Source organism: Hymenobacter psychrotolerans DSM 18569 (assembly GCF_900142395.1).
GTDB classification, from domain to species: domain Bacteria; phylum Bacteroidota; class Bacteroidia; order Cytophagales; family Hymenobacteraceae; genus Hymenobacter; species Hymenobacter psychrotolerans.
This window is the reverse complement of record NZ_FRAS01000044.1, coordinates 1-13,646: the sequence shown is the minus strand read 5'-3', so window position 1 is coordinate 13,646 and position 13,646 is coordinate 1. Positions and strand designations below refer to the sequence as shown.

20 protein-coding genes and 1 pseudogene are annotated in these 13,646 nt (G+C 62.3%); 14 read left to right on the top strand and 7 right to left on the bottom strand.

Translation table 11 applies throughout. From position 1 onward, the window contains the following. Positions 1-138: 138 nt before the first annotated feature. The gene (locus BUE15_RS20675) at positions 139-1,044 is read right to left on the bottom strand and encodes an IS3 family transposase (RefSeq protein ID WP_073289088.1); all 906 of its coding nucleotides are present in this window, start codon (positions 1,042-1,044) and stop codon (positions 139-141) included. An 8-nt stretch (positions 1,045-1,052) separates the two neighbouring features. Beyond that, entirely contained in the window at positions 1,053-1,439 is a 387-nt protein-coding gene (locus tag BUE15_RS20670) for a hypothetical protein (protein WP_244535999.1), read from the bottom strand. 42 nt (positions 1,440-1,481) lie between these two features. On the opposite strand from BUE15_RS20670, the gene BUE15_RS20665 reads away from it, so the two are divergent. The 5 genes from BUE15_RS20665 to BUE15_RS20645 all read left to right on the top strand — a co-directional run bounded on the left by BUE15_RS20665 (position 1,482) and on the right by BUE15_RS20645 (position 7,208). Beyond that, positions 1,482-4,553, top strand: coding sequence for a Tn3 family transposase (locus BUE15_RS20665; protein ID WP_084549226.1), 3,072 nt, complete (start codon positions 1,482-1,484; stop codon positions 4,551-4,553). A 112-nt stretch (positions 4,554-4,665) separates the two neighbouring features. Beyond that, the gene (locus tag BUE15_RS20660; protein WP_073289085.1) at positions 4,666-5,562 is read left to right on the top strand and encodes a cation diffusion facilitator family transporter; all 897 of its coding nucleotides are present in this window, start codon (positions 4,666-4,668) and stop codon (positions 5,560-5,562) included. Between the two features lie 31 nt (positions 5,563-5,593). Beyond that, positions 5,594-6,271, top strand: coding sequence for a DUF305 domain-containing protein (locus BUE15_RS20655; RefSeq protein ID WP_073289083.1), 678 nt, complete (start codon positions 5,594-5,596; stop codon positions 6,269-6,271). Between the two features lie 18 nt (positions 6,272-6,289). Then, positions 6,290-6,652: a DUF3703 domain-containing protein gene (locus BUE15_RS20650; RefSeq protein WP_073289082.1), complete on the top strand. Its 363-nt coding sequence runs from the start codon at positions 6,290-6,292 to the stop codon at positions 6,650-6,652. Positions 6,653-6,746: 94 nt separating this feature from the next. Then, a complete protein-coding gene (locus BUE15_RS20645) occupies positions 6,747-7,208 on the top strand; it encodes a DUF5990 family protein (RefSeq protein ID WP_073289080.1) in 462 nt (153 codons plus the stop codon). On the opposite strand, the gene BUE15_RS20640 is transcribed toward BUE15_RS20645, so the two are convergent. From BUE15_RS20640 to BUE15_RS20630, 3 genes are read right to left on the bottom strand one after another with little or no spacing between them, the layout of a single operon-like run. Beyond that, positions 7,205-7,429, bottom strand: a complete 225-nt coding sequence (locus BUE15_RS20640; protein WP_073289090.1) for a GDCCVxC domain-containing (seleno)protein — start codon at positions 7,427-7,429, stop codon at positions 7,205-7,207. The two genes, BUE15_RS20645 and BUE15_RS20640, sit on opposite strands and share 4 nt — an antisense overlap. 13 nt (positions 7,430-7,442) lie before the next feature. Next, on the bottom strand, positions 7,443-8,066 hold the full coding sequence (gene merTP / locus BUE15_RS20635; RefSeq protein ID WP_073289079.1) for a mercuric transport protein MerTP: 624 nt from the start codon (positions 8,064-8,066) through the stop codon (positions 7,443-7,445). Further along, positions 8,063-8,434 (bottom strand): ArsR/SmtB family transcription factor, encoded by a 372-nt coding sequence (locus BUE15_RS20630; RefSeq protein ID WP_073289077.1) that lies wholly within the window; start codon positions 8,432-8,434, stop codon positions 8,063-8,065. Before BUE15_RS20630 ends, merTP begins: the two co-directional genes overlap by 4 nt. A gap of 172 nt (positions 8,435-8,606) precedes the next feature. On the opposite strand from BUE15_RS20630, the gene BUE15_RS20625 reads away from it, so the two are divergent. The 3 genes from BUE15_RS20625 (at position 8,607) to BUE15_RS20615 (ending at position 9,619) form a co-directional block, all read left to right on the top strand. Further along, the gene (locus BUE15_RS20625) at positions 8,607-8,999 is read left to right on the top strand and encodes a metal-sensing transcriptional repressor (RefSeq protein ID WP_073289075.1); all 393 of its coding nucleotides are present in this window, start codon (positions 8,607-8,609) and stop codon (positions 8,997-8,999) included. A gap of 62 nt (positions 9,000-9,061) precedes the next feature. Next, complete coding sequence (locus BUE15_RS20620; protein ID WP_073289073.1) at positions 9,062-9,334, top strand: glutaredoxin; 273 nt, start codon at positions 9,062-9,064, stop codon at positions 9,332-9,334. An 87-nt stretch (positions 9,335-9,421) separates the two neighbouring features. Then, entirely contained in the window at positions 9,422-9,619 is a 198-nt protein-coding gene (locus BUE15_RS20615) for a hypothetical protein (RefSeq protein ID WP_073289072.1), read from the top strand. A gap of 71 nt (positions 9,620-9,690) precedes the next feature. On the opposite strand, the gene BUE15_RS20610 is transcribed toward BUE15_RS20615, so the two are convergent. Continuing rightward, a complete protein-coding gene (locus tag BUE15_RS20610) occupies positions 9,691-10,035 on the bottom strand; it encodes a hypothetical protein (RefSeq protein WP_073289070.1) in 345 nt (114 codons plus the stop codon). A gap of 52 nt (positions 10,036-10,087) precedes the next feature. Beyond that, on the bottom strand, positions 10,088-10,732 hold the full coding sequence (locus BUE15_RS20605; protein WP_073289068.1) for a hypothetical protein: 645 nt from the start codon (positions 10,730-10,732) through the stop codon (positions 10,088-10,090). 94 nt (positions 10,733-10,826) lie between these two features. Here BUE15_RS20605 and BUE15_RS20600 point away from each other — a divergent pair, with 94 nt between their 5' ends. From BUE15_RS20600 to BUE15_RS20575, 6 genes and pseudogenes are all read left to right on the top strand, one after another. Then, complete coding sequence (locus BUE15_RS20600; protein WP_073289066.1) at positions 10,827-11,177, top strand: ArsR/SmtB family transcription factor; 351 nt, start codon at positions 10,827-10,829, stop codon at positions 11,175-11,177. Between the two features lie 27 nt (positions 11,178-11,204). After that, the gene (locus BUE15_RS20595; protein WP_073289065.1) at positions 11,205-11,516 is read left to right on the top strand and encodes a hypothetical protein; all 312 of its coding nucleotides are present in this window, start codon (positions 11,205-11,207) and stop codon (positions 11,514-11,516) included. A gap of 67 nt (positions 11,517-11,583) precedes the next feature. Then, complete coding sequence (locus BUE15_RS20590; protein WP_073289063.1) at positions 11,584-12,048, top strand: DUF6428 family protein; 465 nt, start codon at positions 11,584-11,586, stop codon at positions 12,046-12,048. Between the two features lie 80 nt (positions 12,049-12,128). Beyond that, on the top strand, positions 12,129-12,902 hold the full coding sequence (locus tag BUE15_RS20585) for a metallophosphoesterase family protein (RefSeq protein WP_073289061.1): 774 nt from the start codon (positions 12,129-12,131) through the stop codon (positions 12,900-12,902). 12 nt (positions 12,903-12,914) lie between these two features. Continuing rightward, positions 12,915-13,409 (top strand): GNAT family N-acetyltransferase, encoded by a 495-nt coding sequence (locus BUE15_RS20580; RefSeq protein ID WP_139252470.1) that lies wholly within the window; start codon positions 12,915-12,917, stop codon positions 13,407-13,409. A gap of 14 nt (positions 13,410-13,423) precedes the next feature. Next, a pseudogene (locus tag BUE15_RS20575) lies at positions 13,424-13,646 on the top strand (arsenical-resistance protein); the annotation flags it as partial.

Sequence of the window (13,646 nt, the reverse complement as noted above, 5' to 3'; positions counted from 1 at the left end):
CGGGCTGGAACGATACCTATATGACCCAACTTCTAACCTGCGCCCGCCAAAACGGCCGGGCAACGGCTCCCTAAATTTGATGCGTAAGCCCTGAGTCCGCCTCTGAGTTGACCATTCTGGCGGTAGTCCTAAGTTAGCTCATTCGGCGCTCACTGGCGTGGACGGTTTGTAGTAGTTTTTCCATCTTCTCTCCAACGGCCCCCAACTGGCATGGGCTTGATTGGGGCTCTGCATGTCGCAGCTCAGGTGGGGCCGTTTGTAGTTGTAGAGAAACACGGCTTGTTCCAGGTGCTGCTCCGCCTCCCGCAGCGAGTAGACCGGTTGCTGGCTCAGATACTCCTGCTTAAGAATGCCGTTCACGCGCTCGGCAATGGCGTTTTCCAGCGGATCAGAGTTCTCCGTCATGCTGACCTGGATATGGAAGGGAGCCAGCGTGTCCAGATATTCCTGGCTGCAGTACTGAATGCCCCGGTCACTGTGGTGAATCAACTGGCTCCCCGCCCGTTTACTGATCTGCCGTAGGGCCATCTCCAGGGCACGGCGCGCGTGCACCGTGGCCAGCGTATCGGCGACGGCAAAGCCCATGATGCGGCGCGAATAGGCATCGGTCAGCAGCGAGATGTACAGGCAGCCGGCCTGGGTGAACCAATAGGTGATATCGGCCACCCATACTTGGTTGGGCCGCAGCGGCGTTAGGTCCCGGATCAGGTTGGGATATTTGCGGAAACGGTGGCGGGAGAAGGTCGTCAGGGCCTTGCGGCGGCGCTTTCGGATCAGCAGGTTATGGGCTGCCAGCAGCGAAAACAGGGCATCCCGTCCCAGCTTGATGCCTTGCTGACGTAAGTCCTGCTCCAGCAGGTAGTAGAGTTTGCGGCCGCCCATCCGACCGTGCTCCTTGCGCAACTGCGCGACCTGCTCCAACACATAGTGCTCACGCTCTTCGCTGCTCCACTGCCGCGTTTGGTGCTGATAAAAGGCCTGGCGGCTGAAGCCAAGTACTCCGCTGATCCGCCGCAGGCAAAAGTGCGGACAGCTTACTCGCAGGAGCTGGACTACTTGGTAGCGGACTTTTTTTCGATGCTCAAGCCCAGTTCCTGCTCGGCCACGCGAATCACGTTTCTGTAGTAGAGCACCTGCAATTCGGCTTGTTCAAGCTGTTTCTGCAACTGCTTGACCTGCCCGGTCAGCGCATCCGCATGCTGCACCACGTGCTCAACGAGCGTGGTAGGCGGCTTTTTCAGATTGTCTTCCATGGCTTGGGTACGGGCCTGCTCTTCCTGGCGGACACGTTCCAGCCACTTGGTCACGGTCGAGCGGGTGAGCACCTGGTACTTGCTCATGGCTGACTCAATCGTATGCCGGCCGCAGGTAATTTCCTCGACCATCTGGCGCATTTTCAACTCGTGCGCCTGCTTGCGAAACAGAAATAAGTGTTCCATCTGACTGAGAGTGATGGTCAACCTATTTTAGGACAAGACATTATGGCGCGTACCCTCCCCTTGCTCGATGCGGCCCAGCGCCGCGAGTTTGATTCGCCGCCGAAGTTCACCACGCCGCAACGGTCCTTCTTCTTTGCCCGGCCGGAGTGGGCCGAGCCACTGCTGCGGGCGATGAGCGCGCCGCATATGCGCGGCGGTTTCCTGCTGCAGCTGGGCTACTTCAAAGCCACCGGCCGGTTCTTTCCGGTGGATCGTTTTGTGGCAGCCGACCGCACCTATGTGCAGCAGCAATTGCGCCTGGATTCAGTGGACTGGACTCGCTACGATGTCAAAGCCGCCTTTCGCCACTGGCCCCTCGTCCTGCACCACTTAGGTATTCTTCCATTTGAGCAGGTAGCGTCGGTGGCCCTGGCCCAGGTGACGCACTTTGCCCGGCAGCAGATGAACCCCACAGCCGTTTTTCGCTCAGCGGTCGACTACCTGCGGGCCCACCGCTGGGAAGTGCCGTCGTATGCCACGCTGGCCGGGGTGGTCACGGAGGCTTTTCGCGCCGTGGAACAGCAGGTCACGGCCAGATTGGCCCAGCACCTGACCCCGGCTCTGTGTGCGCAGCTGGATGCCTTGTTCGCGACAGAAGACGCGGCCCCGGCCGAACGCAACCGGCCTTACCGGCTCACCACGCTCAAACGCACGCTGGAACTGATGCGCCCGGCGGCCATCCGCACCAACGTGCAGGACTACATCGTGCTCAAAGCCTTGTTCGTGCAGCTGCAACCGCTGGTCCAAGCGCTGGATTTATCGGAAGACATGATTCGCTATTATGCCCGCTACGTGGAACGGGCACAAGTTTTCCAGGTGCGGCAGCAGAGCGAGAAGAAATACCTGATGTTGCTCTGTTTTCTGGTCTATCAGTATTACCAGGTGGGTGACCTGCTGACGGAAACGCTCCAGCAGGCCGTACAAACCCACCGCAACGCCGCCCAGCGCGAGCATCAGGCGCGGGTCTACCGCCAGCAGCAGGACACAGCTGGTCAGCTGCGCCAGGTGCTCGACGGCGTCATCGGTCACGGGGCCGCGTTGCAGCAGTTGGAAGCAGTGGCCTTCTCCTTTGCCCAAACCAACGAGCAGAAGGTGGAGGCCTTGCTGGCCTGGCTGCAGACTCCGGACGTCGCGGCCTTCGCGCAGCTGCGGCACGCGGCCCAGCAGCTGCGCAAAGCGGGCGGGGGCAGTACCACCGGTCCCTACTATCAGGTGGTGGAGGAACGCTCCCGCGCCCTGCAACGCCGGCTGGGCGACATTCTGCGGCTTGTCGAGTACGAGGGCCCGGCCGACAGCCCCCTGGCCCAGGCGCTGGCGAGTTTTCGCGACCGGGCCGGACAGCTTAACAATAAGCTGCCGGTGGCGTTTTTGAAGGCAGCGGAGCGAGCCGCTTTGGAGCAGGCCAGCAGCCCCGTTTCGCTTTACAAGGCCCTGCTGGCGGGCCACGTCGCCGACCACCTGAAAGCGGGCAAGCTAAACCTGCTGCACTCGCTGAGCTTCCGGCCCTTCGACACCTACTTGCTAGACGAGCTGACGTGGACGCAACAGCGGGAGCAGCTGTTGGAGAAAACTAATCTGACCCACTTGCGCGAGGCTGGCCCTTGGCTGGATGCGCTGCAAACCCGGCTGGCCGCCGCGTTTACGCACACCGTCGAACGCCTGCAGGCCGGCACTAACCCCGGCGTCCGCCGGCGCGCTGATGGCCGGCCGCACTTCGTCACCCCCGCCCGCCCGGTAGACGCCGAGGCCCTGGTGGAGGCCCCCCTGTTTCCGGGGCCGGGCAGTATCTCGCTGCACGAGGTGTTGCATACGGTCAACGCGCAGTGCCGCTTCACCGACTGCCTGCAGCATTGGTCGGTCCGGAATCGCCCGCCCCGACCGGCGGACCGGCTCTTTTTCGCTGCCGTCATGGCCTACGGCTGCAACCTGGGCCTGCCCCGCATGGCCCACGCCACCCGCCACGTCAGCCAGGCTACGCTGGAAAACACGGTCAACTGGTATTTTTCGCTCGACAATCTGCGCAAAGCCAACGACGCGGTGGTGGCCCTCATAGGCAAGCTGCCGGTGAGCCGCCTGTTTCGCCGCCACCCCGACCAGACGCACACTTCTTCGGACGGGCAAAAATACTACGTGGCCGTGGATTCGATTCACGCCACGCACTCCTACAAGTACTTTGGGCAGGAGAAGGGGCTCGTCTCCTACAACTTTCTCGATGACCGACACCGCCTGTTTTACTCGGTGACGTTCAGCTCCTCCGAACGGGAGGCCCCCTACATGATTGATGGGCTGCTGCACAACGACGTGGTGGAATCGACGCTGCACAGCACCGATACCCACGGGTTCACGGAAGTCAATTTCGCGTTGACCGAGTTTATTGCCGTCGCCTTTGCGCCGCGTATCCAGTCGTTTCAGGAGCAGCAGCTCTACGCTTTTGCCGGCATGGACGTGCCCGATGTGGCCGCGTTTGGCTTGCGGCTGGGCAAGCCCCTGGACCGGGCAGTGATCGAGGCCCAGTGGGAAACTATCCTCCGCCTGGTGGTGAGCCTGAAACAGAAGCATGTCACGGCCTCGACGCTGCTCAAGCGGCTTAACTCCTACTCCCAGCAGCACCCCGTGTACGTGGCACTGCGCGAGGTCGGACGGGCGGTCCGCACCGAGTTTTTGCTGCGCTACATGGACGATCAAGAGTTGCGCAAACGCATTGACGACCAGCTTGACAAGCTCGAAAGCACCCACCAGTTCGCCCGCGCCGTGTTTTATGGCCAAAACGGGCAGCTGCACTACGCCGGCAAGGAAGAGCAGCAGGTCGCCGATACCTGCAAGCGGCTGGTACAAAACGTGATTGTGTGCTGGAACTGCTTGTACCTCAATCAGCAGCTGTTTCAAGCCCCGCCCGCCGAGCGCCAGGCGCTGGCCAATGCTATCGCGTGCCGCTCGCCGGTCAGTTGGCAGCACGTCAACCTGCAAGGAGAGTTCGATTTCTCGGAGGAAGCGCTGACTGATGCGCTGCACTTCGATTTGGAAGCTTTGCTGACCGTGGAATGGGACGTAAAAGCTCCTTCTTCCGAATTGTAGCCGGCATTCGCATTCTACACGATGCTATCGAGTATCAAATGCGATTTTTGGACCAAACTTTTAAGACAGGCCACTTTACCAACCTCTAACTCCTTACCTCCACGCTTTTGTCATGGAACAGTCCGCCGGCCCCACCAACCGCGAGCGAGCCGAGCGCGGCCAGACGTCTACCCTGTGGGGCATTGGGGCCAACGTGGCCCTGGTGCTGGGTAAGGGCACGGCCGGCGTCCTCGGCCACTCCTATGCCCTCATTGCCGATGCCATCGAGTCGGCTACGGACATCATCAGCTCCGGCATCGTCTGGCTCGGGCTGCGAACTGCGGCGCGCGAGCCGGATGAAAACCACCCCTACGGCCACGGCAAGGCTGAGCCGCTGGCTGCCCTTCTGGTCGCCGGGGCCCTGATGGCCGCCGCGGGCTTTATCGCCTACGAAAGCATCTTGCGCATTCAGACGCCGCATCAACTGCCAGCGCGCTTCACGCTGGGGGTGCTGGCTGTGGTCATCGTCATCAAAGAATTCCTCTACCGCCGGGTGCTGCGCGTGGGCAAAGAAGTGGACAGCGCCGCTGTCAAAGCCGATGCCTGGCACCACCGGGCCGACGCCATTACCTCCTGCACAGCGTTTGTAGGCATCAGCATTGCCCTGCTGGGGGGGCCGGGCTACGAGAGTGCCGATGACTGGGCCGCGCTGGTGGCCTGCTGCTTTATCGTCTACAACGCTTATCACATCTTCCGGCCCGCCTTTGGAGAAATAATGGACGAGGCACCGGAGGGCACGTGGACGGAAGATATTCGGGCCCTGGCCGAAGGCGTGCCCGGAGTGGTGGCCACTGAGAAGTGCTTTGTGCGCAAAATGGGATTAGAGTTCTTTGCTGACTTGCACGTCATTGTCGACGGCAGCATCAGCGTGCGCGAAGGCCACGCCATTGCCCATGCCGTCAAGGCCGCTATCATGCAGGCCAAGCCCGCCGTGTACAACGTACTGGTGCACATCGAGCCGGCATCATAGGGCTATTCTTACCGCTGACTTCCTGTTTGCTATGAAGCGAGGTTTCTTTCTCTTTTTGCTGCTGCTGGCGGCTCTGATGACCGTCAGCGCTTGCAACGGGCGCCGTGACACGGATGAGCACGAGCAGGAAACCCACGCAGCCCGGCCCAAACCGGCGCCCGTGGCTACCCGGCCCAACCTGGCCGACTCGCTACAGCTCATGGTCCGGCAGCTGGATACCGCTCGCCGCATCGGTTGCTACGACGAGGACTTCGCTCGTCTGATGAGCCTGCACCACGCCGGGGCCCAGCGCCTGGCCGGGGTCGAAATTTCCCAGGGCAAGGACTCCACCCTGCGGGCCATGGCCCAGCACGTCGTTAAAAGCCACGAAAAGGACACGCACGTGTTGACGCTGGCCCTGCGGCGCGACCCGCCCGGGGGTCAGGAGTACCGGCCCGGCAATGCCCGCGACCCGTTTGTGCGGCGCATCACGGCGGCGCTGGCTCCGCTGCGCCAGCTACCCCCACTGCCCGGTAACGTAGACGCCGACTTTGCCACCCTCATGCAGGTGCACCACCGAAGCGGCGTGGCCCTCGCCCAAACCGAGCTGGCTTTCGGCCGCAATGCCGAAGTAAAGGACGCCGCCCGGCGGTTTGTTCGCGACCAGCAGCAGGAAATCAAGCAGTTTCAGCGCTGGCTGCAAGCCTACGCCTCTGCTTCTGGCAAGTAACAACTCCGTCACCGCGCCATGCAAACCTTGTTGCTTCCCGATGCCTTGCGGCCCCACTTTTACCAGGAGCTGCAAGCCGCCCGGGCCGCTTACGCTCGGCAGGACGCGGCCGGCGCGTTTCACCACTTGGAGCGAGCCCACATACTGGGACAGCGCTGGGCCGTGTCCCACACGCACGTGCACCTGCTTATGCTGCTACACGGCCTGCAGACGCGCAACCTGCGCGAAATCCTGGGCCAAGTGCCCCGCATCGTGTTTGGGTTTCTGGGCTCACTGGTCGGGCGGGTGCCCACGGGCAATACCGGGGGCGCTAACGTGAAAGCGGAGCAACCGATGCCCATTCCGGTGGACCTGCAGGCGCTGTTGGCTCCTCATAAGTAGTCCGTTGGCACCCCTAGCCCTAAAGCAAGCTGCTTTCCGCGCCTCATCTAATTGAGGGACTACCGGTGCTCTGTCAACGCTGTACCTTGCTGGCATGAAGCATTCTCTACTTTTTCAGCTGCAGGTACTTGAGCCGCCCGCAGGTGTGCAAATGGCCGTGCAGCGGGGCACTAGCGAATTGATTCCGCCGCTATTTTCGACCCCGGAACGGCTGGTATTTGAGGTTTTATTAACGGTCAGCCACCCCACGGGCGGGGCACCTCCCTGGCTGGTCGGACCGTATGCGCAAGGGCCTGTAGGTGCCCGGTTTCTCTATGTCAATGCGGGCACTTACGCCGGGCAGGCCGATTCGGGGTGGTCGCGCCGGGCGAAGGTGCCACTCCCGACCCTCACGCCCGAGCTGCTGCAGCACGTGTTGAGCAGCCCCGAACTCGTCATGCAGGCCGCTATCCTGGGCCAGGCGCGGGATGGCGGGCCGGCGTGCGCCACCGTGCGGTTACTGGGCAACGGGTGGGTTGCCGCCCCGGCAATTGTAGCGCTGCGTATGGGTGCTTAACCGCAGCAGCCTTTCGGGCCAGCAGTTTGAATGGGCGGGCAGGGTACCGTGCCGTAGGAACAGTACACGCAGCAGTCGCCGGCCAGAGGCTTGAGCACGGTGTGGCAGCTGGTGCACTCGTAGAACCACTGGCAGGCGTCGGTGGGCATCTGCTCGGCCTGCGCGTGCTGGCAGACGGGGCAAGTGAGCACGGAGGTAAGGGTGACGGGTTGGGTGAGCATCATGGGGCGGTGGTTAGCGTGTGGGGTGCTGGACGTGGTAGCCGGTGCTGTTGATGGCGCTTTCGACCTGGGCGGTTTGGGCTTGGGCGCTGTTGTAGCGCACCTGAGCGGTGGCCTGGTCGTAGGAAACGGCCACGGACTGTACGCCGGGCACTTGCTGCACGGCCTGCTCGACGTGACGGGCGCAGGCCTCGCAGGTCATGCCCGCGATGCGGTAGGTGCGGGTTTGCCAGATAGGGGCGCCGCCGGTGGCGGTGGCCACGGAAACAGTAGGCTTGGTAGTGGGGTAAAGCGCGGCGCCGTAGTAGGGAAAGGCCAGCAGAAGGGCGGCGAGGATGGTGACGGACGCCAGAAAGCCGGTGGACTGCATGAAGGAGCGTTGGGCAGGCACTGCGCAGCAGTCGGCCGCGGCTGGTGCGGGGCGCAGCTGGCGGTACCAGGCGAAGCCGAGCACGCCTACGGTCAGGGCCACTAAATAGAGGCGGTAGGGTTCGAGCCAGGTGAAGGAACTGGCGGCCCCTCCTAGTCCGCCGACCACGGCCAGCAGCGGGGTGATGCAGCAGAGCGAAGCGGCCAGCGCGGCCAGCAGGCCGGCGCCAAACAACGACTTGGAGGGTTGGGCGGGGGCGTTGTTCATTGGGCGGGTTCGGGTTGGGTGGCAGTCAGGCGAGCCAACAGCGGCTGCAGCACAGTCAAATGCTCGGGGCTGAGGGTGTAGAACACGGTCTGGCCCACTTTGCGGGGGGAGACGACGCCGCCGTCTTTGAGCTTGCGCAGGTGCTGCGACACGGCCGAAATCGTCATTTGCAGCACGTCGGCCAGGTCGCACACGCACAGTTGCTCGTCGGCCAGTAGAAAGAGCATTTGCAGGCGCACTTCGTTGCCGGCCAGGGCCAGCACACTAGCCAGCGAGCTGAGCGCGGGCGCGGCCTGGGTCAGTCGCTCCTGGCACTGCTGAATGTGGTCGGTGTCGGCAAAGACTCGAACGCAGGGGGTTGGATTCATTGGGAAGTAAGGCTAAACGCCTACTATTGTATTTAAGCGAATGCTAAAGTACGAGGAAAGGTTGCAGCTGTTGGTAAATGCCAGTGGCCGAACGTGGCGACCCGCAACAAATAAGCAGCTAGCACTTGACGGACACCCCTAGCGGCTTCGTACTTGCCAAAAACAAGAGCCTATGCTTCCCAAAGACCTCACCCGCGACCTGAAAAGCCGCCTCAACATGCTGGCCGGCCAGCTGCAGGGCATCGGCAAGATGCTGGACGCGGAAAACATCGAGCCCGACCAGGTGCTGGTGCAGTTCAAGGCCGTGACCAACGGGCTGAGCAGCGCCGAGCACCTGCTGCTGGATGAGGTGTTTCGCAAAGGCCTAGCCTTGCAAATCGTGGACGTGGTGGGGGCCTGCCCCGGCGACTGCCAGGATGCGGGGCGCATCGAGCAGCTCCGCCGAGAGTTTCCGAACCTGAGCGAGGGCGAGCTGACGCAGAAAATGCGGGAGCTGCGCGAGATTGGCGGGCGGCTGGTGCAGCACAACGCCGGGCTTGAGAAAAAAAGCGAAGAAAAAGCTTGACGGACACCGGGGGAGCGAGCGGAGCTTTGTCTTGTTGTTTTTGTTATCCTATCCCCTGCCGTATGAAACGCATTGTAGAAGTATTCACCGCGGGCTGCCCGCTGTGCAGCCCCGTGGTTGAGCTGGTAAAAAGCACCGCTTGCAGCAGTTGCGACATTATTACCCACAACCTGACCGAAACCGAAGCTGGCAACCCGGCCCTGCGCCGGGCGCGGCTGCTGGGCGTGCAAACCCTGCCGGCCGTGGCCGTGAACGGCACGCTGTTGGCGTGCTGCCAGGGCGGCGGCATTACGAAGGAAGCGCTGGAAGCGGCCGGCATCGGCCAGGCGGCCTAGCCCCCGACTTGTTGCGCAGGGCACGGCCTGCGTTTTTCTCATGGTCCCGACTGCCGTACCGGCGGGCTACCCTAACCCTTCCGTTTTATGAAACAGAAAGTGTTGATGTTGAGCACGGCCGTCCTGTTGGCCGGTGGTGCGCTGTTTGGTTTTACCAGCCCCGCAAAAACGGCGGACTGCCCCTTGAAAGGCACGCCCGAGTGCCCGCTGGTGAAGAACTGCCCGGACAAGGGCACGGCCGCCTGCACGTTGGCCGGTGTGCCCGCCTGCTGCGCGAAGAAGTAAGCAGCTGGGTTGCTGCCTAAAAAGCCGACTCCTGGAAACAGGGGCCGGCTTTTTGGTTTGTTCGAGGGTTGTTATTTGAGCAGGTAGCAGGAGAAAAGGCCTGCGCTCGTGCGGATTAAGCTGGTTAATTCCTCGTCCGGGTAGCGGTTGCCGGCGGAATAAGCTTCGGCCAGGGAAGGCGGAATGTGAATGATGTTCACGGTGTAGAGGCCCGGGCGGTTGTGGGCGTAGGGCGGAACGGGGGGCGGCAGCGTGAAGCAGTCGTTGGTGCGCTGGATGTCGACCTTCATTACTTCCACGGCCATCTGCATGGTGGCCTGGTCTAACATCTTCCGGCCGGTGGGCGTGAAGCGGATGGGGTCGCCGCAGCCGTTGAGGATTTGTTCGATGTGGCGGATGACTTGGAGGTAGCTCATGGTAGTAGGCAACGAGTTGAAGCTACCTGTTTTCGCTTTCAGTCAGCTGGGGCTAACGGACCGGCTTTGAAAGGGCGGAGGCTGCAATTACGTCGAGCGCAACCTGACCAGCGGCCAGGATGGGGCCGTCTCGCAGGAGCGGATGTTGGAAGTAGGGCCGGATTTCGAGCCGAAGCAGGTGCTGGCCTGGGGACAGGGCTTTTTCGCCGCCGTTGGCCAGGAACCGGTACCAGAGCGCCCGCCCCCACTCGCTGGCCGGGTGGTCGTCGTTGAGCAGGGCCTGGTGCAGTACCGTTTCCTTGTTTTTACTGGTTGGGTCGACGGCCCCGGCCGGCAGGTTGGCGAGGTATATCAACTGCTTGTCGACGTAGAAGCTGAACTGATAGGTGCCGGTGCGGGCCAACTCCTGCTGGGGCAGGTGGGGCGCCAAGCGGTGCAAGGCTTGGGTGAGGGACGAACCGAGAAAAGCGGTGAAATACAGCCCGCTTCGGGGAGCTAGGGGGTAGGTGCTTAAGCCGATGTACGCCGCGCCCGGGTAGCCATCGACGGGAACAGCGGTCGGGCTAAAAAGTATCTGCCCGGTGTGCGTTTGGTGGAAGCCGGGGGTGGCACCGGTGAAGGGCACTGGGGACGCCTGCTGCGCGAACAGCGGCAGGCTCCAGAGCAACGCAAGCAGGGACAGCAGGCAGCTTTTCATGGCAGGGAGGGGACGGCCAACGAGAAAAAGTATCTATGTCGCAAACTTACGACATTTAATGCCGTATATTTGCGACATACTTCTGCCTTTCGATATGACGTACGCCAAGACCGCCGCTTTCACGCAGGAACAACAGCAGCTAGCCCGCGTGGCCAAGGCCCTGGCGCACCCGGCGCGGGTGGCCATCATCCAGTTTCTAGCCAGCAAGCAGACCTGTATTTCCGGGGACATCGCGGCCGAGCTGCCGCTCGCGCGCACCACAGTGTTTCAGCACCTGCAGGAGCTGAAGGCAGTGGATTTAATACGCGGGGAGATTGATGGGCTGACGGTGTGCTACTGCCTCAATACCGAATTGCTGCAGCAGGTGCACCAGCAGTTCACGGGCTTTTTCCTGGAGGCCACGGCCGGCGCGGTGTGCGGGCCGGAGGATGCCTGCAGCTGCTAATTTATTCTCACCGGTAACGCTGTCGCCATGAACACGCTGCTCTTTTTCGACATCCGCGGGCTGGCTGCTGCCGAGCTGTGGGCCTATGGAACGGGCGCTCTGGTGGTCACGGCGGTGCTGCTGGCTTTGGTGCTGAACCGGCAATTCGGGCTGCTGCTCGTGGGGTACGTGGCGGCGAGCGCCTGGGGCATCGCGGGGGCACGGCTGCTGTTCGTGAGCCAGGCCTCGGGCGTGGCGGCGGGGCTGGGTTTGGCCTTCTTTTTTGCCCCAGCCGGGCACGGCGTCTACCGTCTATTTGTGCAACGCCGTGCGCAGACCCTGGAATACTTCGGCTATTAACCCCTGATTGCGCCCATTACAGGGCGTGTGACTTCTTTTTCTTCTTCACCCAATTTCCTCCTTTGTTATGAAAATCTCCGAAATGAAGCAGACCCTGGCCGGGCTGGAAAGCGTCAACTTCCGCTTGCCCACTGGCGAGCACCTGCCCGCGCACTTTCACGTGACCGAAGTGGGCTTGGTGAGCAAGCACTTTATTGACTGCGGTGGCGTGGAGCGCAAAGAGACCGTGGCCAACTTCCAGCTGTGGGAAGCCGGCGACTATGACCACCGCTTGGCTCCTCAGAAATTCCTGCACATCCTCAACCTGTCGGAGCGCATCCTGGGTAGCGGAGACCTAGACATTGAGGTGGAATACCAGCAAGCCACCATCGGCAAGTTTGGCCTCACCTTCGACGGCGCCGACTTCGTGCTGACCCAGAAGCAGACGGCTTGCCTAGCCCAGGATGCCTGCGGCATTCCCGATGCCCAGCAGTTTGCGCTGCCTCAGCTGCAAGCGGCTTCGTGCTGTACGCCCGGCGGCGGTTGCTGCTAAACGCCCCTGAACGGCGCTGCCCTCCCCGGGTGGCGCCGTTTTACTACCCCTTCTCCATACCTACCTTCTTTCACCTTCTGATGACAATTGCCTTTTTCTCCGACGTGCACGGCAACCTGCCAGCGCTGGAAGCGGTGCTGGCCGACATGGAGCAGCGCCGGCCGGACATGATGTTCTGCCTGGGCGACCTGGTGGGCTACGCGCCCTGGCCCAACGAAGTAGTGAACGAGGTGCGGCGGCGGGGCATCCCGACGCTGGCCGGCAACTACGACCAGGGCATTGGCATGGCCAGCGAGAACTGCGGCTGCGCCTACAAAACGGACGTGGAGAAAGACCTGGGCGCACAGAGCATCGCCTTCACCAACCAGGTGGTGGGCCAGGACGAGCGGCGCTATTTGCGCTACCTGCCCAAGCACATGCGCCTGGACTTCCAGGAGGAGCCCTGCACGCTGAGCTTGCTGATGGTGCACGGCTCACCGCGTAAAATCAACGAGTACCTGTTCGAGGACCGGCCGGAGAGCAGTTTCCTGCGCATCCTGCAGGAGGCAAATGCTGATATCATGCTGTTTGGCCACACCCACAAGCCCTACCACCGCACCTTTGCCTACGAGCACGAGGGCGAAACCCGTTACCGGCACGCGCTGAACATCGGCTCGGTGGGCAAGCCGAAAGATGGTGACCCTCGGGCCGCCTACCAACTGGTGCACCTCGACGAAAACACGAAGCTCAGCGACCCTGACAGCGTGCGCTCGGAGCTGATTCGGGTGGAATATGACGTGGAGAAGGCCGCCCAAGCGGTTGAGGCCTCGCCGCTGCCCAACGAATATGCAGACATGCTCCGCAAAGCCTACTAACCCATTCCTGCCATGACGATTATACCGATGACGGAAGCGCACTGGCCGGCGGTAAAGGCCATCTACGAAGCGGGCATTGCCACTGGTAATGCCACGTTTGAAACGCAGGCGCCCGCCTGGGAAGCCTGGGACAAGGCCCATCTGGGCCATAGTCGGCTGGTAGCGGTGGACGAGGCCGGCACGATGCTCGGCTGGGCAGCGCTCTCGCCGGTGTCGAGCCGCTGCGTGTACGGCGGGGTGGCCGAAATCAGCGTGTACATCGCGGCCGAAGCGCGGGGCAAGGGCGTGGGCCGGCAGCTGCTGCAGGCCCTCATTGCGGACTCGGAAGCCCACGGCATCTGGACGCTGCAGGCCGGCACGTTTGAAGAAAACAAAGCCAGCATCGGGCTGCACACTCAGGCCGGGTTTCGGGTTATTGGGCACCGCGAACGGATTGGCCAGCACCAGGGCGTGTGGCGCAACACGGTGCAGATGGAGCGGCGCAGCCCGACCGTCGGCGCCGCTTAATATAACAACTTCTTATGACGACTGTAAATCAACCCTTGACTGCCGCGCCAGCTCCCGCTGCCCTGGCGGAAAAGAAACTCTCCGGCCTGGACCGGGGCCTGACTTTGTGGATATTCCTAGCCATGGCGTTGGGCGTGGCGCTGGGCCACTTCGTGCCCGGCATGAACGACGCGGTGAATTACTTCTCAGTGGGTACGGTCAACGTGCCGCTGGCCATCGGTTTGATTCTGATGATGT